The sequence below is a fragment of the Bartonella sp. A1379B genome, assembly GCF_002022485.1.
Classification (GTDB): domain Bacteria; phylum Pseudomonadota; class Alphaproteobacteria; order Rhizobiales; family Rhizobiaceae; genus Bartonella; species Bartonella rochalimae.
In genome coordinates, this window is the sequence record NZ_CP019780.1 from 1,365,752 (window position 1) to 1,388,367 (window position 22,616).

The following is a 22,616-nucleotide window of genomic DNA, read 5'->3' on the forward strand; positions in this document are numbered from 1 at the left end:
GGTTCAACATAAACCACAAGTGCAACCATAATGCTAAAAAAAATAATAATTAAAATGAAAAATATTATTAAAAATCGAGTTAATGTTGGCATGAAAATAAACTATTCCAAAAAAATCTTAATTTTCTATCGTATCTGATAAAGATTAACAGGTCTTAACTTTAAGATAAATAAATATCGAAATAAAATCATGAATAATAATTATTTTAAAATATCCCCACAACATAAATAAAAAATCAACTGTTACTGTATCTTAATTGTTAAACACTCATACTGGCCGGTCTCATGAGTGCAGAAAAATCAATGATTAAAAAACATGTCGTTATTATGTATAATTTACTTTATTTATGATACTGATCAAGAAATCGAAAAAGCAGCACAAACAACAATTTCTGAATTCTTTTAAACTTATGAAAAATAAAGTTTCACACTTTTGAACAAAATATCATTTAAATATCCTTAAAAAATCTCCCTCATTTTAGCAACAAGCAAAGCAGCTTATATACTGAAAAACCATACCTCAAATTAAATATAGCACAAAATAGATCTTAATATTCTCATTGAACGTGTTTTAAAGTATCCTGGCTATTGCTTTAAAAAAGACTTAAAAATCACCAAAACTCATAGAATAATGCTACTCTAGCTATGCAAAAGCAAACTTAACGATTAGTAATCATAGCAAACATTAAGAAGCATAAAATATTACACGATCCACACAATGCTAATTGCACAACAAAATATATGAAACTAAAGCACACACATTCCTTAATCTTGGCCACACATTTGGACACATGCTTGAAAGAACAATTACCTACAATTCAAACTGCTTAATCCATGGTGAAAGTGTAGCGATTGAAATAATTTAGCTCACCAATTTTCTACTCAACTGAATTTAATAAGTCCCACACTAACACAACCTATTCAAATACATTTTAAAGCTGTTGGTTTACCTACAAAATTACAGGATATTCCAAAACTTGAAATGTTAATGACTTTAACAGTATAAGATTAAGAAAATAGTCTCACTCTCGCCCTAACATGTAAGCTCAGTTAATCATTCATTGCAAAACATCTTGATCGCATTGAATATCATTTTAAATTTTCTAAAATAAAAATTAATGAAAACGGGCTCATAAATATTTATAATGATTGATTAAACTCAACGTTTTCGCTATAAAATTAAATATGATTGGGTCTGCGTAGCTCAGTAGGATAGAGCACAGGATTCCTAAGAAATTGGGCACTTTCAGAAGAAATTCTAAAAGTGAATCTGCTCAAATTCGGGGAAAACTTCACAGGAATTTGTATGTCAATCCCGAGCCAAGTCTCTTTTTAAATTAAAGAGAAAGGTGTAGAGACTGAACGGGCAGCACCTAAAAAGCATAAGTTTTAAGGTGAAGAGACAGTCCAGACCACAAACAGTTTTGCTGATAAAGCTGGCGGTGAAAATCGAAGTGGTATGAATCCTGGGGTCGTAGGTTCGAATCCTACCGTAGACACCACTATATAAGTTACGATTGTTACTTTGAATCATTAAGGAAACGTTATGAAAAAACTCTACTTAAGTTTATTATCCTTCAATCCGATTACTGCCTTCGCTGGATCTTTGGTAATCAATGTACCAGATGTCCCGGAGCCTATGATAAAACAGGTTGTTTATCAATGTGATACTGGAACAAATAAAGAAAAAGTCGAAGCAACTTATCTCAATGCTGATAATATTTCGTTAATCGATTTTAAATGGAAAGGTGAACGCATTGTCGGTGCAAATGTCATCGCTGCGTCAGGATCAAAATACGCAGGAGCCCAGTATATTTGGTGGGAATCTAAAAACGAAGTTACACTTTTTGACCTTATTAATGATCCAGAAGAAAAGAAACCTATTTTTTGTAAAATAGAAGATAAGCAATAATAAGTTTTTATCCATTAGGTTTACATTCGTTTAAATTTCACGATTTCTTCTTTTTATGATTATGAAATAAAAGAGAAAGTGGTTCTTTTAAAAAATCCTTTGATTGATCTCGATGAACTGCTGTTTGTGACAACAACATAGAGGTTATTGGTGTTGTCATAAACAAAAAAATCATCAACAATATCTCATGAATAACAAATACATGATCCACATGTATTGAATAAAAAAAGGAAGCAATAATAATACTGCTTCCTCCCCAACTTGTACTCAATGAAGATGTATGCAAACGTTCATAAAAATTAGAAAAACGTACAAGCCCTATTGTTCCAATGAGAGTAAGACTAGATCCCAGTATTAAAAAAAAGCTAATTATAAGAGCACTCCAAAGTGAAATATCATCTTTCATTCAATAATTTCTCCACGCATTAAAAATTTTGTCAAAGCAATACTCGATATAGGACCTAAAAGACTAATAATGAGAACAGCTTCAAAATAAATAGTTGTTCCTGAACGAATATCAAACGTCAGAAATAAAAGGATAGCAGTCATATAAAGAGCATCCAAACCAACAATGCGATCTTGTGCTCTTGGACCACGAACCAGTCGAAACAATGCTAGAATCATCGCCAAACTTAAAAAAAACTGTGAAAGATAAAGTCCCCAATAAAGAATAACCATACTCATGAAAAAATCTCCAAAAGCAATTGTTCATATCGCTGCTTGATCAACTGTTCATAATCATTTCCATCTATTAAATTTAAGACATGAATTAAAAGTTGATTATTTTTGCTATTATAAGCAACCCAAACAGTACCTGGAGTAACTGCCAAGATACATGCTAAAATAGCTAAGGCAACTTGACTTTCAAGCGCTAGAAAAATAACAACAAAACCAGATTTTTGTTTTTTACGCCTTTTTGTTAAAATAAACCAAGCTACTGAAATATTTGAAGAGATAGAATCTATAAATACCCGGAATAATAATAGAAAAACCGCTTTCCAACTCTTAATGGTGGCTGTTTTCATCTCAATAAGCTGCATCATTAAACTACTGAACAAAGCAATAACAATGCCTAAAAGAAATTGGCCTAAATTAAAACCGTTTAAAATCACCCACATTAAAACAATCGCACAACTAAAAAAAGGATATGCAAAGAAGCGATTCATCAATTTTTCTCCATCTTTTTTAGAGAAAAATCAGTTAAAATACTACTGATATAATTTTTAGGAGAGTGTAAAACTTTAGCAGTTTCATACATATAATGGCTAACAGGTCCAGCCATCATTGTTGCAACAAAACACAAAACTAAAAGAGCAGCAATAGGTGTAAATTCGATTACTTGCGCACGTGGAATTTTACCTTCAAGAGAAACCCAAAAAATTCGAATACCGGCTCTTGTCATTGAAATTAAAGTTGCAAAACCGGAAATAATAATAAAAATTACAAAAAGCCAATCCTGTAAAACTGGCATATATGCGGCAGAATTCCCTTCTTTGGGATTTAAAATTGCCATAATCATCATAAATTTTGCAATAAAACCAGATAAAGGAGGTAATCCAATAATTAAAATAGCACAAATAGCAAAACAAGCACCAAGAATTGCCAAAGTTACCGGTAAATAAGTACCTACTTCATCATCTTCTTCCTCTTCTTCATCATTATACACTTCCGTTGTAACATCTAAAACATCAGTGGTGACGTCCTGATCACGCTCAACTAATTCTACCAAAAGAAAAAAGCTCCCAAGGCTAAAGTTGAAGAAACAATATAAAAAAGCGCACCCGCTGTTAACAGTATATTTCCAGTCCCAATTGCTGTTAACACTGTTCCAGAAGATACAAGAACACTATAAGCCGCTAAACGACCCAAAACTTGACTAGCCAACACTCCAATAAAACCAAAAGTTAAAGTCGCAAGCCCACCATAAAATAAAATCGTAGAACCAAAATGGGTAAAATATCCACTTTCAGGACCAAACCATAACAATGTTAAACGTAAAATAACATAAATACCCACCTTGCTCAAAATCGCAAAAGAAGCACTCACGGGAGCCGCTGCTGCACAATAAGTTGGTACCAACCAAAAATTAAGTGGCCACAGACCAACTTTAAGCAATAAAGCAACACTTAAAAGGGCTACACCTATTTCAAATAAAACAATATCCGTAGAAGCGATATATCTTATTTTAACCGCCAAATCAGCCATATTAAGCGTGCCCACTATTCCATAAATTAGAGCCGTACCAGTTAAAAACAAAAATGAAGCAAAAAGATTAATCACTATATAATGCATACCAGCACGAACGCGTGATTGACCTGATCCATGTAAAGCAAGCCCATAAGAAGCAGTTAACATAACTTCAAAAAATACAAATAAATTGAATAAGTCACCTGTCAAAAAAGCACCATTAATGCCTACTATCAAAAATTGCATCAATGACTGAAAATGGGGACCTACCTTATACCAATAAGCTTGTGAGAAAATAAACGTAGCAGCAGTCAATACACTTGAAAGTAAAAGCATCAAAGCACTTAAGCGATCAAGAACCAAAATGATAGCGAAAGGAGAGGGCCAATTACCAAGTTGATAAACATCTGAAGCCGGCGCTATTTCAAGAGTACGTAGACACAATAAAATAGAAATAACAATCAATAAACCCGCAGAAGAGAGACTAATAAGTGACTTAAGCTGTGAATTACGTTCATCATAGAAAAGAAGAAGTGCTCCAGTACTTAATGGCAAAAGAATAGGCAAAATAAGTAGATGCTGTAACCAAATTTCCATCACTTTGCCTCATGTCCATCAACATGATCCGAACCTGTTAAACCACGTGACACCAAGAGAATAACCAGAAATAAAGCTGTCGTTGCAAAACCAATTACAATCGCTGTCAAAACCAAAGATTGCGGAAGAGGGTCAGCATAGTTTTCTGGATTGATCGCACGAGATGGATCAACAATAGGGGCTGCATTGCTACGAGGCCTGCTCATTGAAAAAATAAAAAGATTTATGCCATAAGAAATTAACGACAAACCAAGAATAACCTGAAAAGTTCGTGGACGTAAAAGCAGCCAAATACCGGATCCAACGAGAACACCAATACCTAAAGAAAGAACAACTTCCACTAACTTTCTCCTTTTTTCAAATTAGGTTTTTTACTAATTCGATAAACGCGAATGGATTGATGTGCAATTGCAATTAAAATAAGGATAGTTGCGCCCATCACGAGAGAAAACACCCCTAAATCAAATAAAAAAGCAGATGCAATAGGAATTTTTCCAACCCAAGGAAGATTCATATATTGAAAAAAAGATGTTAAAAAAGGATATTTAAAAAACCAAGAACCTACCCCCCCTGTTGCTACCGATAATAACAAACCGAAACCCATCCAACGCAAAGGCAAAACCCTTAAATGACTTTCCACCCAACGAATATTAGTAGCAAGATATTGTAAAATAAATCCTATTGCCAAAGTAATACCTCCAGCAAATCCACCTCCTGGAAGATTATGGCCACGTATAAATAGATAAATTGCAAAAGTAATAATAAGAGGAAAAAGCCAATGCATAATAACAGAAGGAATAAATAAATAATCTAATAAAGTATCCCTCTCTTGATAATTAATCCGTTCTTTATCAAAAACCGTCTGCATATGATGTTGAAAAGGAGCTATGCTTTCAGGTGCAGGACGAAAACGCCGTAAAAGAGCAAAAACAGTCAGTGCAACAACACCTAAAACCACTATTTCTCCCATTGTATCAAAACCACGGAAATCAACTAACAAAACATTCACAACATTGCGCCCACCAGTATCAAAATAAGCCCGTGTAAGAAAAAAGTCAGAAATTGTCATTCTTTGTGGACGCGTCATTACCGCAAATGATAGCCACGCTACACCTGCACCACTGACAAATGCTATGATAAAATCACGAACACGACGTAAATACACTAAAGATCCAACAGATACAGAGGAAGAAGAATGCAAACGCTTAGGTAACCAACGTAAACCAAGAAGTAACAATACTGTCGTCACCACTTCAACAACCAATTGTGTTACCGCTAAATCAGGAGCAGAAAGCCACAAAAAGGTCGCACAAGTCATTAAACCAGCGCCTCCCAACAGCATTAATGATACAAAACGATGAAACTTGGCCTGCCAAGCAACTAAAAATGCACAAAATCCGCCAATCAACCAAATAACAATAAAAGAAAAATCAAGAGGAAAAAGTGGCAATGGACCTGCTGAAATTAACCCATCACACCACAGTAAAAGACCAACAAATGCAAAACACACGAAAAGGACCCAACATAACTGAAATTGTAAACGACGTGTTGATAAAAAAGATTCTGCTACACATGGCCATTTCCAAAAAATAATCATAAAAATACGCTCAAAAATACGTAATCTTTTTAAAGAACGAAAAAGAGGCACTCCCTCATTACATGATAAAAAATAATGATGCCCTAAAATATAAAGCAATACACCCCCTGATAAAGCAACAAAACTCATAATTAAGGGAGTATTAAAACCATGCCAAACAGCTAAATTATAAGAAAATGTTGTCGGTCCTAAAACAGCTACTATGGCATTATCTAAAATAGATCCGATTGTTAAATTAGGAAAAATACCCACTGCCAAACAGATAAAAACCAATAATTCTATTGGAAAACGCATAAAACGTGGTGGCTCATGTGGTTTTTTGAGTAAATGAACAGGTTCAGGTCCGAAAAAAACACTGTAAATAAAGCGTATAGAATAGGTTACGCTAAACAAACTGGCTAATGTTGCTATATAAGGTGTAATCCGATTCAACCAAGATTCCATATGGATTTCAACTGTTTCAGCAAAAAACATTTCTTTTGATAAAAAACCATTAAGCAAAGGCACACCAGCCATTGCAGCACTCGCAACTAAGGCAAGAGTTCCTGTAATAGGCATATAACGAAAAAGGCCTGTCAATTTACGCATATCACGCGTACCTGTCTCATGATCAATGATACCAGCTGCCATAAATAATGACGCTTTAAAAGTAGCATGATTAGCCATATGAAAGATCGCGGCAACACAGGCAAGGGAACTGTCAAGACTCAAAAGCGTAGTAATCAAACCAAGATGGCTAAGCGTCGAGTAAGCAAGCAGACCTTTCAAATCTTGCTGAAACATTGAAAAATAAGCACCAAGAAGTAATGTTATTAATCCTGAAATACCAATAAGCCAAAACCAAACGTCTGTTCCAGATAAAACAGGCCACAGTCGAACAAGCAAAAATAAACCTGCTTTTACCATTGTTGCCGAATGTAAATAAGACGATGCAGGTGTTGGAGCAGCCATTGCGTTGGGTAACCAAAAATGAAATGGAAACTGTGCACTTTTTGTTAATGCTCCTAATAAAATACAAATAAGAATCGGAATATAAAGAGAACTGGACCGAATGAGATTTCCAGATTCTAGGACCTTATCCAGATCAAAACTACCAACAATATGGCCAATCAATAAAACTCCGATCAGCAGTGCAAAACCGCCTAAACCAGTAACTGTTAAAGCTATACGCGCACCATCACGCGCACTGGTATTATGGTGCCAATAACCAATCAATAAAAAAGAAAAAATACTAGTAAGTTCCCAAAAAATCACCAAAAATACGAGATTTCCTGATAAAATTATTCCCGTCATTGACCCCATAAAGGCTAGAAAAAAGGAAAAAAATCGTGGAACTGGATCTGCTGGATTCATATAATAACGTGCATAAACAACAACAAGAAACCCTATCCCTGTAATTAAAAGGCAAAAAAGCCATGATAAACCATCTATGCGGAGGGTTAGATTAACCCCCCATTCTGGAAGCCAAGAAAGATCTAAACGTACGACACCGTTTCTACAAACCGCTGGATACAGCATAATTGTCAAAAGAAGGCTAAAAAGTGCAATAGCTCCAGCAAACCAAGCTTCATTATTTCTAGCAGTTGAACGAAAAAAACCAATGATAAAACTACCACTAAAAGGAAGCAAAACAAGCAATATTAACATTGCTTCCCGTGTTGTCATTAGCTGAACTCCATTTTATTTTTAATATTCTATCATTGGCAAAATAAAAAATGTAAAATCATTCTTCCTTTCACACTTATAACAATAGATTTAAATAAAACTTAAAAATGTAAAGAATTCTCACAAAATGATCACTTCATACACAAAATCTACATAAAATATTTCAAAGTTTTTTACCTCTTATATCCTTTACCCTTTGAAAAAACTGGAAAAACATTGCTTACGAGGTCCATGGAAAGGTTGATAACTATTATCACTTTGAGTATAAGAACGATAATGAGCTTTACAATACGCAATATGTTGCTTCATATTCCATAGCTTCTTTTCCTCTAGAACAAAAGAAGTCGTCGATTTGTCGTTTTGGGCTGGTATAATCTTTCGAGGCATATTTTTCACATCTGAAGATGTATACGCAACAAATGCTTTTTCAGGATACCACCAACCGTCATTATATTTACGATAACCATGCCGATAATGACGATAACCTTTAAAACCATTCAGTTCCTTACGCCCAGTAACTTTCAAAAAAGCTGAATCATTTTGAACAGAAAGCTGATCAACTGCTTTTGCCTTAACACCACTCTTATGCACCATATTAGAAATATTGGTTGTTATAATAAAAATACTGGCAATCGTTACAATAGACAAAATGGAATATAAGTTTTTAATAATGAACATAACATACATCTCAAAACAATTGAATAAAAACCAAATTACAGAAAGTCTTCTTACTGCCACCAAATGAAAATAGATTTTCTCACTGCTATTTTTTCCTTGAGACATTCTGTTGCTATATGTACTAAACGCTAATATGAACAATAAGATCCTTCAAACGAGAACGAATAGCCAATGATTGGGACTCCTTATTATCTTATCGATAAATCTAAACTCATAAAAAATATGAAGACTATTGCTCACTTACGAGCAATATCAAGAGTAAAAGTTTTACTTGCTTTAAAATGTTTTGCGACATGGAGTCTCTTTGATGTTATGTCCCAGTATATGGATGGCACCACATCATCATCCCTTTATGAACTCCGCTTAGGAAAAGAAAAATTTGGAAAAGAAACCCATGCTTATTCAGTTGCATGGGCCGATAATGAAATTGACGAAGCCTGTGGTTATGCAGATAAAATCATTTTTAACTCAATTCAACAATTGAAACGCTTTGCTAACACAACAAAAACAATTCAACGAGGCTTAAGATTAAACCCAGGCATCAGTGCATCAAATTTTGATCTTGCAAATCCCTCCCGTCCTTTTAGCCGTTTAGGAGAAACGAATCAGGATGCTATTAAAGAAGTCTTACCTCTCATTAACGGTTTAATGATCCATAACAATTGCGAAAATAGTGATTTTAATCTTTTTAATCGAATGCTTAACCACATTGAAGAAAAATTTAAAGAACTCTTTGTTGCAATTGATTGGATCAGTCTCGGTGGAGGAATTCACTTTACCGCTGAAAATTATCCTTTAGAAGATTTAGCAAAACGCTTAAAACATTTTTCTCAAACCTATGGTGTAACTGTTTTTCTGGAACCAGGAGAAGCCGCCATTACCAAAAGTACTACCTTAGAAGTTAGCGTTCTTGACACATTATATAATAAAAAAAATCTTGCCATTGTTGACAGTTCAATTGAAGCGCATATGCTTGATCTTTTAATCTACCGTGAAAATGCCAAATTAGAACCAAATCATGGTCCTTATGAGATTATGGTTTGCGGCAAATCTTGTCTTGCTGGAGATATTTTTGGAACATTTCAATTTCCTGAACCCCTGAAGATAGGTGACAAATTATCCTTTCAAGACGCTGCAGGATACACAATGGTTAAAAAAAATTGGTTTAATGGCGTTGCAATGCCGGCTATTGTCATTAAAGAATGTAATGGGACCTTAACACTTCAACGTCAATTTAGCTATAATGATTATAAAAATAGCCTTTCATAACAAACACAACAAATAAAAATCATCATGCAGCAGTATTAAAAGGAGATGAACCCACAATGAAAAAAAACGTTCTTATTATTGGTGCTGGCGGTGTTGCACAAGTTGTTGCTCATAAATGTGCCCAAAACAATGATCTTCTCGGTGAAATTCATATCGCTTCACGAACACAAAAAAAATGTGACGCAATCATTGCTTCCATTCAAGAAAAAAAAGCCACAAAAGTAGAAGACATTATCAAAAGTCATACACTCAACGCAATGGATGTTGAAGAAACTGTCAAACTTATTCAAAAGACAAAATGCGAAATCGTTATCAATGTTGGCTCCTCTTTTCTTAATATGTCTGTTCTTTCAGCTTGTATTGAAACAAAATGCGCTTATATCGATACAGCGATTCATGAAGATCCTTTAAAAATTTGTGAAACACCCCCTTGGTATGGCAATTATGAATGGCCCAGACGTCAAGAATGCGAAAAAGCAGGTATCACTGCTATTTTAGGCGCAGGTTTTGATCCTGGTGTTGTAAATGCTTATGCAGCATTAGCACGCGATAGCTATTTCGATACAATTACCGATATTGATATTATTGATATCAATGCCGGAAACCATGGACGTTGGTTTGCTACAAATTTTGACCCAGAAATTAACTTTCGGGAATTTACAGGACAAGTATGGTCATGGCAAAATAAAAAATGGACTTCTAATCAAATGTTTGAAATCCGTCATGAATGGGATTTACCCGTTGTTGGAAAACAAACGGCTTATATGACAGGACACGACGAAATCCATTCATTATCTAAAAATCTTGATGTTCCCAATATTCGTTTTTGGATGGGTTTCAGCGAACGTTATATTACTGTCTTTACCGTTCTTAAAAATCTTGGACTCTTATCCGAACAACCTATCAAAACAGCAGAAGGTCAAGAGGTTGTTCCTTTAAAAGTTGTGAAAGCTGTTTTACCTGATCCTGCCTCTTTAGCACCAAATTATACAGGAAAAACTTGTATTGGAGACCTTGTTAAAGGCACAAAAAATGGAAATCCAAGAGAAGTATTCATCTATAATATAGCTGATCACAAACAAGCTTTTAATGAAACTGGTGCACAAGGAATTTCTTATACAGCTGGAGTTCCTGCAGCAGCAACAGCTATGCTTATCGCTACCGGTGAATGGGATGTTAAAACTATGGTGAATATAGAAGAACTACCGCCACATCCTTTTCTAAAATATCTTGATCATATGGGACTGCCAACTTATGTAAGAGAACAACAAGACGATAAGAAATTACAATTTTAATTTATTTACGGAATGAAAATACAATAAAACCGCCTTTAAAAAAGCGGTTTTATCAAAACATAAAGATATTAAGGGAAAAAACTCTCCCATTCTGCTTTCAAAAAGAACTATGGAATCTTGTTAGAAAGTAACTTTAGGTATGAAGAGGTTTAGAAAATGTCGCTAAAGCTGCTTCTCGCACAGCTTCCGATAAAGTAGGATGTGCATGACAACAACGCCCTAAATCCTCTGATGAACCACCAAATTCCATCAGAACTGCAATTTCATGGATCATTTCACCTGCACCAAATCCAAGAATATGCCCACCCAAAACTTGATCTGTCTTTTTATCAGCAAGAATTTTAACAAATCCATCATTCTTTTGCATTGCACGTGCACGCCCATTTGCCATAAAAGGAAATTTTCCAATGTTATAACTAATACCTGCCGCTTTAAGCTCTTCTTCTGTTTTACCTACACTAGCGATTTCTGGTTGTGTGTAAACAACACTGGGAATAACATCAAAATTAACATGGCCTTTTTGACCAGCTAAAATTTCAGCCACGGCAACACCTTCTTCTTCAGCTTTATGGGCCAACATTGGACCTTTAACAACATCACCAATCGCATAAATTCCTGGAACATTAGTTTGCCACTGTGCATCTATCTTAATAAAACCGCGTTCATCCATCTGAACACCTGCTTCAGCCAAACCCAGCCCCTCTGTATAAGGAGAGCGTCCTGTAGCAATCAAAACAACATCAGCTTCTAAAGTCTCTTCAACACCACCTCGAACAGCTTCAAAAGTTACCTTAGCAACTGAATTAGATTGAGTCACAGCTGTTACCTTCGCACCAAGCTTATATTCAATCCCTTGTTTTTCCATTAACTTCTGAAATTGTCGTGAAACTTCACCGTCCATCGATCCTAAAACTTTATCAAGAAACTCTACAATAGTAACTTTAGCACCCAAACGACTCCACACGGAACCAAGCTCTGAGCCAATAACACCCGCACCAATAACTACCATGCGTGCAGGAACTTTTTCAAGTGCAAGTGCTCCTGTCGAAGACACAATCACTTTTTCATCGATTTCCACATTCACACCTGGAATACCTGATACATCTGAACCTGTAGCAATAATAATATTCTTTGTTTCAATCTTGTGTTGATTGCCATCTTTGGTAAGAACTTCAATCTGACCTGCACTTAAAATTTTTGCAGTGCCATGAAAAGTATCAATTTTATTTTTTTTCATCAAAAAAGAAATGCCACTTGTATTAGCTGTTACAACAGCCTTTTTATGCGCCATCATCTTATCAAGATCAAGCTTAGCCTGAGAAATAGAAATACCTAGCGTTTCAAAACCATGTTGCGCTTCAGCAAATAATTCCGAAGCATGTAACAATGCTTTAGAAGGTATACAGCCAATATTAAGACACGTACCACCTAATGTTGCACGTTTTTCGATAATCGCAGTTTTGAGACCCAATTGAGTAGCTTTTATTGATGCCACATAACCACCTGGACCAGCTCCAATTACAACAACATCATAAGACATCTGTCTCCCCTTTCATCCTCAAAAACTGTGTTTTTATAAATCAAGAACAAGACGTTCCGGATCTTCCAAACTTTCTTTAACACGCACAAGGAAAGTAACAGCTTCTTGCCCATCTACAATACGGTGATCATAAGAAAGCGCTAAGTACATCATTGGACGAATGACAATTTGTCCTCCGACCACCATTGCACGTTCTTTAATTGCATGCATTCCCAAAATACCAGATTGTGGTGCATTCAAAATCGGTGTTGACATTAATGACCCATAAACGCCGCCATTAGTAATAGTGAATGTTCCACCCAACATATCCGCGACCGCCAATTTTCCATCGCGAGCAAGGCGCCCTAAACGACCAATTTCTTTTTCAATTTCTGCAATTGACATTTGATCTGCATTGCGAACAACCGGAACCACAAGTCCTTTATCCGTTCCAACAGCAATCCCAGCATTAACATAGTTTTTATAAACAATATCTGTTCCATCAATTTCCGCATTAACAGCAGGAAGTTCTTTTAATGCATGACAAACAGCTTTGGTAAAAAAGCCCATAAAGCCAAGCTTAACACCATGCTTTTTTTCAAAAAGATCTTTGTAACGTTTACGCAAATCCATAACAGTAGACATATCAACTTCATTAAATGTGGTTAACATTGCTGCTGTATTTTGCGCATCTTTAAGACGGCGTGCAATTGTCTGACGCAACTTTGTCATACGAACACGCTCTTCGTGCACTGTATCCACAAATATAGCAGAAGAAACAGAAGCTGATGTTTTTGTCCCCTGCGCTAAAACATTAAGAACATCTCCCTTGAGAATCTGTCCACGCTTTCCAGAACCTGAAAGATCACTTTTCTCTATGTTATTTTCAGCCATTAATTTTGCTGCTGAAGGAGCAGGAGGCATCGTTCCTCCTAAAGAGGAAGTCGATACAGACGCTGCCATAGGAGAAGATGTCGGCGTAGATATCACAGAAGGTGATGCAGGTGGTGCGGATGATACAGAAACACCATCAGCTCCTGCTTCAACCATTCCTAAAAGAGCATTCACTTCAACTGTATCACCTTCTTTTGCAATGATTTCAGATAACTTTCCAGCAACAGGAGAAGGAACTTCAACAGTTACCTTATCAGTTTCTAACTCGACCAAAGGCTCATCCATAGCTACGGCTTCACCAATTTTTTTAAACCATTTGCCAATTGTTGCCTCAGTAACTGATTCGCCCAAAGTAGGAACACGGATTTCAGTAGCCATAATATTTTTCCATACGTCAGAGTAGTAATAAATTAAGAACCTAACGCGTCTTCAAGAAACGCGGCAAGCTGTTCAAGATGTTTCGACATTAAGCCAGTCGCAGGCGATGCACTTGCAGAACGCCCAGCATAACGTGCACGCGAATAACGTGCACGAATATGAGTCAGAACCCATTCTAAATAAGGCTCAATAAATGACCAAGCTCCCATATTTTTGGGTTCTTCTTGACACCAAACAATTTCTGCCTTTAGAAAGCGCGACAATACGTCCACCAGAGCCTTTGCCGGGAAAGGATAAAGCTGTTCAACACGTAACAAATAAACATTATCAATTCCCCTCTTTTCACGTTCTTCATAAAGGTCATAATAAGCTTTACCTGTACAAAGAACAACACGGCGAATCTTGCTGTCTTTTTGTAATTTAATCACAGAACTTTTAAGGCATTCTGCATCATCAAGTAACAAGCGATGAAAATTTGTTCCAGGCCCCATTTCACTTAAAAAAGAAACCGCTCGTTTATGACGCAGAAGTGATTTTGGTGTCATCAAAATCAATGGTTTACGAAAATCACGTCTAATTTGGCGACGCAAAATATGAAAATAATTTGCAGGAGTTGTACAATTTGCAACCTGCATATTATCCTCTGCACACAATTGCAGAAAACGCTCTAAACGGGCTGAAGAATGCTCTGGCCCTTGTCCTTCAAAACCATGAGGTAATAAACACACAAGACCAGACATACGAAGCCATTTACGCTCAGCGGATGAAATAAACTGATCGAAAATAACCTGAGCACCATTAGAAAAGTCACCAAATTGTGCTTCCCAAAGTGTTAAACCACGTGGCTCAGCAAGTGAATATCCATATTCAAAACCAAGAACAGCTTCTTCAGAAAGCATAGAATTTACAACCTCATAAATAGCTTGTCCCTGTTGTAAATTATTTAAAGGAATATAACGGGCTTCATTTTCTTGATCATAAAGAACTGCATGACGTTGCGAAAAAGTTCCACGTTCAACATCTTCACCAGAAAGGCGAACCGGTGATCCTTCTAAACACAAAGAACCAAAAGCTAAAGCTTCAGCTGTTGCCCAATCAATACCCTCACCAGATTCAAACATTTGAACACGATTATTTAAAAAACGCTGAATCGTTTTATGTATATGAAAATCTGATGGAACTTCGACAAGTTTTCGTCCAATCTCCTTTAAGGTTTTTAATTCAACACCTGTCATTCCATAGCGCTGTTCATCACTACTACTAGCAGCTTTAATACCTGTCCAACTCCCATCAAGCCAATCAGCCTTATCAGGTTTATAAGAAGCACTCGCTTCAAATTCACTTTCAAGCTTATCGCGCCACATTTGTTTCTTTTGTTCAACTTCTTGAGGATCAATGACTCCTTCAGCTATTAGTTGATTACTATAAAGTTGAACTGTCGTTTTATGATTACGAATCGCTTTATACATAAGGGGCTGTGTAAAGGAAGGTTCATCACCTTCATTGTGTCCGTAACGGCGATAACAAAACATATCGATGACCACCGGTTTATGGAAGATTTGACGGAATTCCGTTGCTACTTTTGCTACAAAAACAACAGCTTCTGGATCGTCTCCATTTACATGAAAAATTGGTGCATCGATCATTTTCGCAACATCTGATGGATAAGGTGACGAACGTGAAAAGCGTGGATTAGTTGTGAATCCAATTTGATTATTGATAATCACATGAATCGAACCAGCAACACGGTAACCCCTCAAATCTGAAAGACCAAACGTTTCCTGAATAACACCTTGCCCTGAAAAAGCTGCATCACCGTGAATAAGAAGCGGCAAAACTTTTGAGCGTTCACTTAACGGTACAACCTCCGTGCGATTATAACCAATAAGTTGATCTTGCTTAGCACGTGCCTTTCCAATCACAACTGGATCAACAATCTCAAGATGAGATGGATTAGGCAAAAGTGATAAATGAACTTTTTTACCATCAAATTCACGATCAGCAGAAGTCCCCAAATGATATTTTACATCACCTGATCCCTCAACATCATCAGGTTTATAAGAACCACCTTTAAACTCATGAAAAATAGCTCGATGCGGTTTTTCAAGAACTTGAGAAAGAACATTTAAACGACCCCGGTGAGCCATCCCAAAAACTATTTCTTGTACCCCCAAAGCACCACTGCGCTTAATAATCTGCTCAAGAGCTGGAATAAGCGCTTCACTCCCATCAAGACCAAAACGTTTTGTGCCCTTATATTTTACATCCAAAAACTGCTCAAAACCTTCAGCTTCTATAAGCTTATTAAGAATAGCTTTTTTACCCTTTTGTGTGAAGGCAATTTGTTTATCTGGCCCCTCAATACGTTCCTGAATCCAAGCTTTTTGAGCAGGATCTGAAATATGCATATATTCTACACCAATCGTCGAACAATACGTACGATTAAGAATTTCAAGCATCTGCGGGATGGTTGCGTACTCTAATCCCAAAACATTATCAATAAAAATCGGACGTTCGTAATCAGCAGGACTAAAACCATAAGCTTCTGGTGATAACTCTTTATAGTCTTCCCGATTTCCAGCCAGTTTAAGTGGATCAAGTTGTGCATGAAGATGCCCCCGAGCTCGGAAAGCACGAATCATCATAAGCGCATGAACAGAATCACGTGTTGCTTGAATAATATATTCTTCACGAGACATTTTTCCATTTTGTACAGGATTAACAGCTGCTTTCTCTTTTAATTTATCTCCAAAATGCTTCTCAAGTGCAGACCAATCACTATCTAAAGCAGAAACTAGCTCTCCACTTTCTTTTAATGGCCAATGATCCCGTTGCCATGTCGCTCCTTCAGCATTCTTGAGCACATCTTCTTTACTCTCTTGAAAAGTTTCAAAAAAATCACACCATTGTCGATCAACATTGGTAGGATTCTTTTTATATTCGGCATAAAGTTGATTTATATAATCGGCATTTCCACCATATAAAAATGATGTTTGTGTAAAAAGATCATTCTTCTCATCCTGCCTTGCCATATACTTTTCCGGAACACTCGTTCCGTCTCCTTAATGTACCCGCTTTTCTTTTTAAAATAAGAATCGGAAAATTGTAAAAAAGTTTTTATTTTTATATCCATATTTTATCTGAATGGATGACATCCACTCAGATAAATTCTTCTTTTAACCCTTCAACACTTCAACTAAAGTCTTGCCTATTTGTGATGGTGAAGGAGAAACTCGAATTCCAGCTGCTTCCATTGCCGCAATTTTATCTTCTGCCCCACCTTTACCACCAGAAATCACTGCACCAGCATGTCCCATTGTCCGTCCCGGAGGAGCTGTACGACCAGCAATAAAACCAACCATTGGTTTTTTACGACCTTTTTTTGCTTCATCCTTTAGAAATTGTGCTGCTTCTTCTTCAGCAGAACCACCAATTTCACCAATCATAACAATAGATTCGGTTTCATTATCAGCTAAAAACATTTCCAACACATCAATAAATTCAGTCCCCTTAACGGGATCTCCCCCAATACCAATAGCTGTTGTCTGCCCAAGTCCTTCATGACTCGTTTGAAAAACTGCTTCATACGTTAGAGTTCCCGATCTTGACACAACTCCAACAGAACCTTTTCTGAAAATAGAACCTGGCATAATACCAATTTTACATTCATCAGGAGTGAGAATACCCGGACAATTAGGACCAATTAAACGCGACTTTGATTGCTCTAATTTAGCCTTAACCTTGACCATATCCATAACCGGTATACCTTCTGTAATACAGACAATTAAACCGATTTCAGCTTCAATAGCTTCTATAATAGCATCAGCAGCCCCCGCAGGAGGAACATAAATAACAGAAGCATCAGCTCCAGTCTTTTCTTTACCTTCCACAACACTGGCAAAAATAGGAAGAGTTTCACCCTTTGATCCCTTCCATGTTTCTCCGCCTTTTTTGGGATTAATACCGCCAACCATTTGCGTACCATGGTAAGCAAGTGCTTGTTCTGTATGAAATGTCCCCGTTTTCCCCGTAAGCCCTTGAACAAGAACTTTTGTATCCTTATTAATAAGAATTGACATGGTTTAAGCTCCCTTCACTGCTGCAACAATTTTTTGAGCAGCATCATCTAAGTCATCAGCAGAAATAACATTTAAACCACTTTCACTGATAATTGCCTTACCCTGTTCAACATTAGTACCTTCAAGACGAACAACTAAAGGAACTTTTAAACCAACTTCCTTAACAGCAGCAATCACACCTTCAGCGATAACATCGCAACGCATAATCCCACCAAAAATATTGACTAAAATGCCTTTGACATTCGGATCAGCTGTAATAATTTTAAAAGCAGCAGTTACTTTTTCTTTTGAAGCACCACCACCAACATCAAGAAAATTTGCTGGTTCAGCCCCATAGAGTTTGATGATATCCATTGTTGCCATAGCAAGACCAGCGCCATTCACCATACAACCAATCGTCCCATCAAGAGCAACATAAGCAAGATCATGCTTTGATGCTTCAATTTCTTTTGAATCTTCTTCTGAAAGATCGCGTAATTCCAAAATATCTGGATGACGATATAACGCATTATTATCGAAAGAAACTTTTGCATCAAGAACACGTAAACGGCCATTATCCATTACAATCAGCGGATTGATTTCAAGAAGGCTCATATCTTTTTCACAAAAAGCCTTATAGAGTATTGGAAACAACCTTTCACCATCTTCACGTGCACTATCGCATAATTTTAACGAGTCACAAAGTTTCATGCAATCAGAAGGAGTAACGCCCTTTGTAGGATCAATAGGAAGAGTAAATATTTTTTCTGGTGTCTCTTCAGCAACCATTTCAATGTCCATTCCTCCTTCCGTCGACACAACGAAAGAAACTTGACCAATTGTACGATCAACTAAAAGTGAAAGATACAGCTCCCGCTCAATATCAGCTCCATCTTCAATATAAAGACGATTAACCTGTTTACCTTCCGGACCCGTTTGCTTAGTTATCAAAGTTTTACCAAGCATTTCTTTTACATTCGTAATAACTTCTTCAACTGATTTTGCAAGTCGAACACCACCTTTTGAATCAGAGCTAAGTTCTTTAAACTTCCCTTTTCCACGTCCTCCAGCATGAATTTGACTTTTAACCACATAAAGCGGTCCTGGTAATTTTTTCACCCATTTTTCAGCTTGTTCTACAGAATAAATAGCAACACCATTCGCTATTGGCGCACCATATTCATGAAGCAGACGTTTGGCCTGATATTCATGGATATTCATATATTTGTCCTTTTCTTCTATGAAACACTAAATTGATTCTTAAAACACTTAAGGTACCTTACTTTACCTAACAAAACTATTTTGAATCATCCGAGATTAGGTGCGATAGCAGCACATGTTTTACAAAGCTCGTGCACTGCATTTACTGATTTTTCAAAAGCAGATTTTTCAGTGTCATTCAAATCAATTTCAATGACTCGTTCAACACCACCAGCACCAATAACAACAGGAACACCAACATACGTATCCCTAACTCCATATTCACCTGAAAGATAAGCAGCAACAGGAAGAACGCGCTTAGTATCTTTTAAATAAGTCTCGGCCATTGCAACAGCAGAAGAGGCCGGCGCATAAAAAGCAGAGCCTGTTTTTAACAAATTCACAACTTCTGCCCCTCCATTCCTTGTACGTTGGATAATTTGATCAAGTTTCTCTTGCGTTGTCCAGCCCATCTTCACAAGATCAGGCAAAGAAATACCAGCAACAGTGGAATAACGGATCAGGGGGACCATCGAATCACCATGACCTCCCAAAACAAATGCTGTTACATCTTTAACAGAAACTTTAAATTCCTCAGATAAGAAATAACGAAAACGTGCTGAATCAAGAACACCAGCCATACCAATGACTTTTTGCGTCGGAAGACCAGAAAACTTTTGCAATGCCCACACCATTACATCGAGAGGATTGGTAACACAAATTACAAATGCTGAAGGCGCATATTTCTTAATTCCCGTGCCAACTTGTTCCATAACTTTTAAATTAGTAGCTAAAAGATCATCACGACTCATACCAGGTTTACGTGCAATACCTGCCGTTACGATAACAACATCAGCATCTGCAATAGCTTCATAAGTATTCGTTCCTGCTAAATTGACATCAAAGTTTTCAACTGGTGATGATTCTGCAATATCCAAAGCCTTACCCTGCGGTATTCCCTCTGCAATATCAAACAAAACAACATTTCCAAGTTCCTTAAGTCCTATTAAATGCGCTAAAGTACCACCAATCATACCTGAACCGATTAAAGCTATCTTCTTTCGTGCCATTTTTATTTCCTTTTACTAAGCGCAAAATCCCCCGCGCTAACAGATTAAATATTTTCCCTTAATCTAATCCTCTTTTTAACAAGACCACTTAGACATAAGATGATCAAAATTCATCAAACTTTCTTTTTACGACTAAAAACTGCTTCCTAAAATATTAAAGCAATCAATTACAATTGTATCGATAAAATGAATTTAAAAAAAATACAACAGAATTATTACAACATTTGTCAATTCAATAAGTTATTATTGAAGCAGTTTACGTAAAGGTAAAGTAAAGATTCGCTTATTTCTTTAACAATTGTTCTGCCCAAATATTGAGATAATCTTGGCTTTGCATTTCAAAAAGGCGCGACTGTGTTCTTTGAAACTCAAATGTTTCTATTGTCTGCGCCCGTCCTTTATATAATTGCCCAAGCTCTGCTTCTGCCGACATAAAGAGTCTTATGTTACGTTCATAAAGAACATCAATAAGCAAAATAAATCGTTTAGCTTCATTGCGATGTGCATCATCCATAACAGGAACATGATCAATAAAAATCGTATGAAAATGCTCTGCTAACGCCAAATAATCTGCTGCAGCTAAAGGCTTTATGCAAAGATCTCGATAATCAAAGCGTGCACATCCATCTCTAAAACGTGGAATATGAATAGAACGTCCCTTTACAGATAAATCATCTGATGTTTCCTTTTGACCTCGTAAAACGAATGTCCATGCTTGATCCATATTTTCATCTGCTGCTTGTCCCAATGGGGTGATATACACATGTTGTGGATTTGATTTTTCAAGACGATAATCCGTCTTTGCATCGAGATTAATAACACATACATGTTTTTTTAAAATTTGAATAAAAGGCATAAAAAGCTCTCGATTCAAACCATTGTAATAAAGATTATCAGGAGCGACATTTGACGTAGCAACAAAAATAACGCCTTGATTAAATAATGCAGTAATAAGACGACCAAGAACCATTGCATCCGCAATATCTGTCACCGTAAATTCATCAAAACAAAGCACATGTGCTTCTCGTGCCAAATCTTCTGCAACTGCTAAAATAGGATCATTTTGTTTGGATTTTGCATGTTTAAACGCTTGCCGATGTGCATCAATATGCTCATGTACATCAGCCATAAAATCGTTAAAATGAGCACGTTTTTTATTCCCTTCTGGCAAACAAGAGAAAAACAAATCCATGAGCATAGTCTTGCCACGCCCAACCTCGCCATAAATGTACAATCCCTGAACGAAATTATCAGTACCACATCGGTTTGAAGCATGAGAATGCGTTTGTTTCTTAAAAAAACGCCAAAACGTCCAAGGTCGAGAAATCTTTTGTGCTGAAATTTCTTGTAATAAATAATCAAAATGTTTTGTTAAATCCCGTTGAGCTGAATCGAAACTAATGTCTCCTTTGGAAACAAGCTCTTCATAGCGCGCTGAAACTAAAACCATCCCAAAATCCTTTTTTCAAATCATTCTGAACAAATGTAAATTTCATAGACATAAATGCTTTTTTGCATCATTTTGTGATTAAATAATGCAAATTCGTGCACGTAATATTTGCCTTTTTATAAGGAGTTTAAAATGATTTAACGGTCTAAAACAACGGGTTGATTATCCAACGTCCGTCCTTCCAAATAATCTTTCCCAAAAGAATAAAGAACCGCGACAACACTTCCAGATCGATCATAAAAATATAATTTCTTTTCTTTAACAGCCCACGAATTCACTTTAGCAAATATTCTTGGACAATTTAAAGGACCAGCTCGATATCCTGAACCAAACTTTGTTTGTGGAGTTGCAATTCGACAAGACTTATTACCAATAGAGAGATTCCATACGCCAACAATATTTGTAGGAAACAAATCAACTGCATTGTCTGGTACTTCAAAGCGAGTTAACTGTGTGTCATCTTGAGCATATTCCTTTTCATAATTTGAGGAAGTTAACACTTCAGAATTTAATGTATCAGATGTTTCAGGCTCTAACAGTTGCTGAACAGGATAAAAAACTTCTGCTATGTTGTTTCCATCACTGTTACCAAACTGCGAACTTGCACAACCACTTAAGATCGCTATAATAAATAGTACAATGAAAAATGAGATTTTTGGGAATGTCATATCTTCACTCTTTCTCATGACAATAATAAACTTACTTAAAAAACAAGCGAGCGTATTTTATGAAAATACGCTATTTTACAAAAATAAATTAATAAATAAGAAAAACCTAATAAAAAACATGTGATCATAACAAAAATTATTCATTTTGAAGAAAAACATTCACGTCCTTTCATTTTATTT

17 protein-coding genes and 2 pseudogenes are annotated in these 22,616 nt (G+C 36.4%); 4 read left to right on the forward strand and 15 right to left on the reverse strand.

All coding sequences use genetic code 11. The features are described from left to right. Positions 1-739: 739 nt before the first annotated feature. Positions 740-993: pseudogene (locus tag BA1379B_RS05965) on the forward strand (3-dehydroquinate synthase family protein); the annotation flags it as partial. 552 nt (positions 994-1,545) lie between these two features. Then, positions 1,546-1,911, forward strand: a complete 366-nt coding sequence (locus BA1379B_RS05970; RefSeq protein ID WP_035006445.1) for an MliC family protein — start codon at positions 1,546-1,548, stop codon at positions 1,909-1,911. A 37-nt stretch (positions 1,912-1,948) separates the two neighbouring features. On the opposite strand, the gene mnhG is transcribed toward BA1379B_RS05970, so the two are convergent. The 7 genes and pseudogenes from mnhG to BA1379B_RS06005 all read right to left on the reverse strand — a co-directional run bounded on the left by mnhG (position 1,949) and on the right by BA1379B_RS06005 (position 8,635). Continuing rightward, positions 1,949-2,317, reverse strand: coding sequence for a monovalent cation/H(+) antiporter subunit G (gene mnhG / locus BA1379B_RS05975; RefSeq protein ID WP_035006444.1), 369 nt, complete (start codon positions 2,315-2,317; stop codon positions 1,949-1,951). Next, positions 2,314-2,595: a K+/H+ antiporter subunit F gene (locus BA1379B_RS05980; RefSeq protein WP_035006443.1), complete on the reverse strand. Its 282-nt coding sequence runs from the start codon at positions 2,593-2,595 to the stop codon at positions 2,314-2,316. Before BA1379B_RS05980 ends, mnhG begins: the two co-directional genes overlap by 4 nt. Further along, on the reverse strand, positions 2,592-3,077 hold the full coding sequence (locus BA1379B_RS05985; RefSeq protein ID WP_035006442.1) for a Na+/H+ antiporter subunit E: 486 nt from the start codon (positions 3,075-3,077) through the stop codon (positions 2,592-2,594). Before BA1379B_RS05985 ends, BA1379B_RS05980 begins: the two co-directional genes overlap by 4 nt. After that, positions 3,077-4,695 (reverse strand): annotated as a pseudogene (locus BA1379B_RS05990) (monovalent cation/H+ antiporter subunit D). Before BA1379B_RS05990 ends, BA1379B_RS05985 begins: the two are co-directional and overlap by 1 nt. Beyond that, on the reverse strand, positions 4,695-5,036 hold the full coding sequence (locus BA1379B_RS05995; protein WP_035006440.1) for a Na+/H+ antiporter subunit C: 342 nt from the start codon (positions 5,034-5,036) through the stop codon (positions 4,695-4,697). Before BA1379B_RS05995 ends, BA1379B_RS05990 begins: the two are co-directional and overlap by 1 nt. Next, positions 5,036-7,957: a monovalent cation/H+ antiporter subunit A gene (locus BA1379B_RS06000; RefSeq protein WP_078692507.1), complete on the reverse strand. Its 2,922-nt coding sequence runs from the start codon at positions 7,955-7,957 to the stop codon at positions 5,036-5,038. Before BA1379B_RS06000 ends, BA1379B_RS05995 begins: the two co-directional genes overlap by 1 nt. A 189-nt stretch (positions 7,958-8,146) precedes the next feature. After that, a complete protein-coding gene (locus BA1379B_RS06005) occupies positions 8,147-8,635 on the reverse strand; it encodes a BA14K family protein (protein WP_078674121.1) in 489 nt (162 codons plus the stop codon). Between the two features lie 171 nt (positions 8,636-8,806). Here BA1379B_RS06005 and BA1379B_RS06010 point away from each other — a divergent pair, with 171 nt between their 5' ends. Both BA1379B_RS06010 and BA1379B_RS06015 read left to right on the forward strand, forming a co-directional pair. After that, positions 8,807-9,904 (forward strand): carboxynorspermidine decarboxylase, encoded by a 1,098-nt coding sequence (locus tag BA1379B_RS06010; protein ID WP_078692508.1) that lies wholly within the window; start codon positions 8,807-8,809, stop codon positions 9,902-9,904. A 56-nt stretch (positions 9,905-9,960) separates the two neighbouring features. Then, positions 9,961-11,199 (forward strand): saccharopine dehydrogenase family protein, encoded by a 1,239-nt coding sequence (locus BA1379B_RS06015; RefSeq protein WP_078674059.1) that lies wholly within the window; start codon positions 9,961-9,963, stop codon positions 11,197-11,199. A 133-nt stretch (positions 11,200-11,332) separates the two neighbouring features. Here the strand turns inward: BA1379B_RS06015 and lpdA are convergent, their stop codons facing one another. From lpdA to BA1379B_RS06055, 8 genes are all read right to left on the reverse strand, one after another. Next, positions 11,333-12,739: a dihydrolipoyl dehydrogenase gene (gene lpdA / locus BA1379B_RS06020; RefSeq protein ID WP_078674060.1), complete on the reverse strand. Its 1,407-nt coding sequence runs from the start codon at positions 12,737-12,739 to the stop codon at positions 11,333-11,335. 33 nt (positions 12,740-12,772) lie between these two features. Next, positions 12,773-13,990: a 2-oxoglutarate dehydrogenase complex dihydrolipoyllysine-residue succinyltransferase gene (gene odhB / locus BA1379B_RS06025; RefSeq protein ID WP_035006435.1), complete on the reverse strand. Its 1,218-nt coding sequence runs from the start codon at positions 13,988-13,990 to the stop codon at positions 12,773-12,775. A 32-nt stretch (positions 13,991-14,022) separates the two neighbouring features. Next, positions 14,023-17,022, reverse strand: coding sequence for a 2-oxoglutarate dehydrogenase E1 component (locus BA1379B_RS06030; RefSeq protein ID WP_078674061.1), 3,000 nt, complete (start codon positions 17,020-17,022; stop codon positions 14,023-14,025). A 144-nt stretch (positions 17,023-17,166) separates the two neighbouring features. Then, on the reverse strand, positions 17,167-18,069 hold the full coding sequence (gene sucD, locus BA1379B_RS06035) for a succinate--CoA ligase subunit alpha (protein WP_078692509.1): 903 nt from the start codon (positions 18,067-18,069) through the stop codon (positions 17,167-17,169). Between the two features lie 3 nt (positions 18,070-18,072). Continuing rightward, positions 18,073-19,269, reverse strand: a complete 1,197-nt coding sequence (gene sucC, locus BA1379B_RS06040; RefSeq protein WP_078674063.1) for an ADP-forming succinate--CoA ligase subunit beta — start codon at positions 19,267-19,269, stop codon at positions 18,073-18,075. A gap of 86 nt (positions 19,270-19,355) precedes the next feature. After that, the gene (gene mdh / locus BA1379B_RS06045) at positions 19,356-20,318 is read right to left on the reverse strand and encodes a malate dehydrogenase (protein WP_078674064.1); all 963 of its coding nucleotides are present in this window, start codon (positions 20,316-20,318) and stop codon (positions 19,356-19,358) included. Between the two features lie 283 nt (positions 20,319-20,601). After that, positions 20,602-21,768, reverse strand: coding sequence for a cell division protein ZapE (gene zapE / locus BA1379B_RS06050; protein WP_078674065.1), 1,167 nt, complete (start codon positions 21,766-21,768; stop codon positions 20,602-20,604). Positions 21,769-21,905: 137 nt separating this feature from the next. Beyond that, positions 21,906-22,436: an AprI/Inh family metalloprotease inhibitor gene (locus tag BA1379B_RS06055; protein WP_078674066.1), complete on the reverse strand. Its 531-nt coding sequence runs from the start codon at positions 22,434-22,436 to the stop codon at positions 21,906-21,908. Positions 22,437-22,616: the final 180 nt, after the last annotated feature.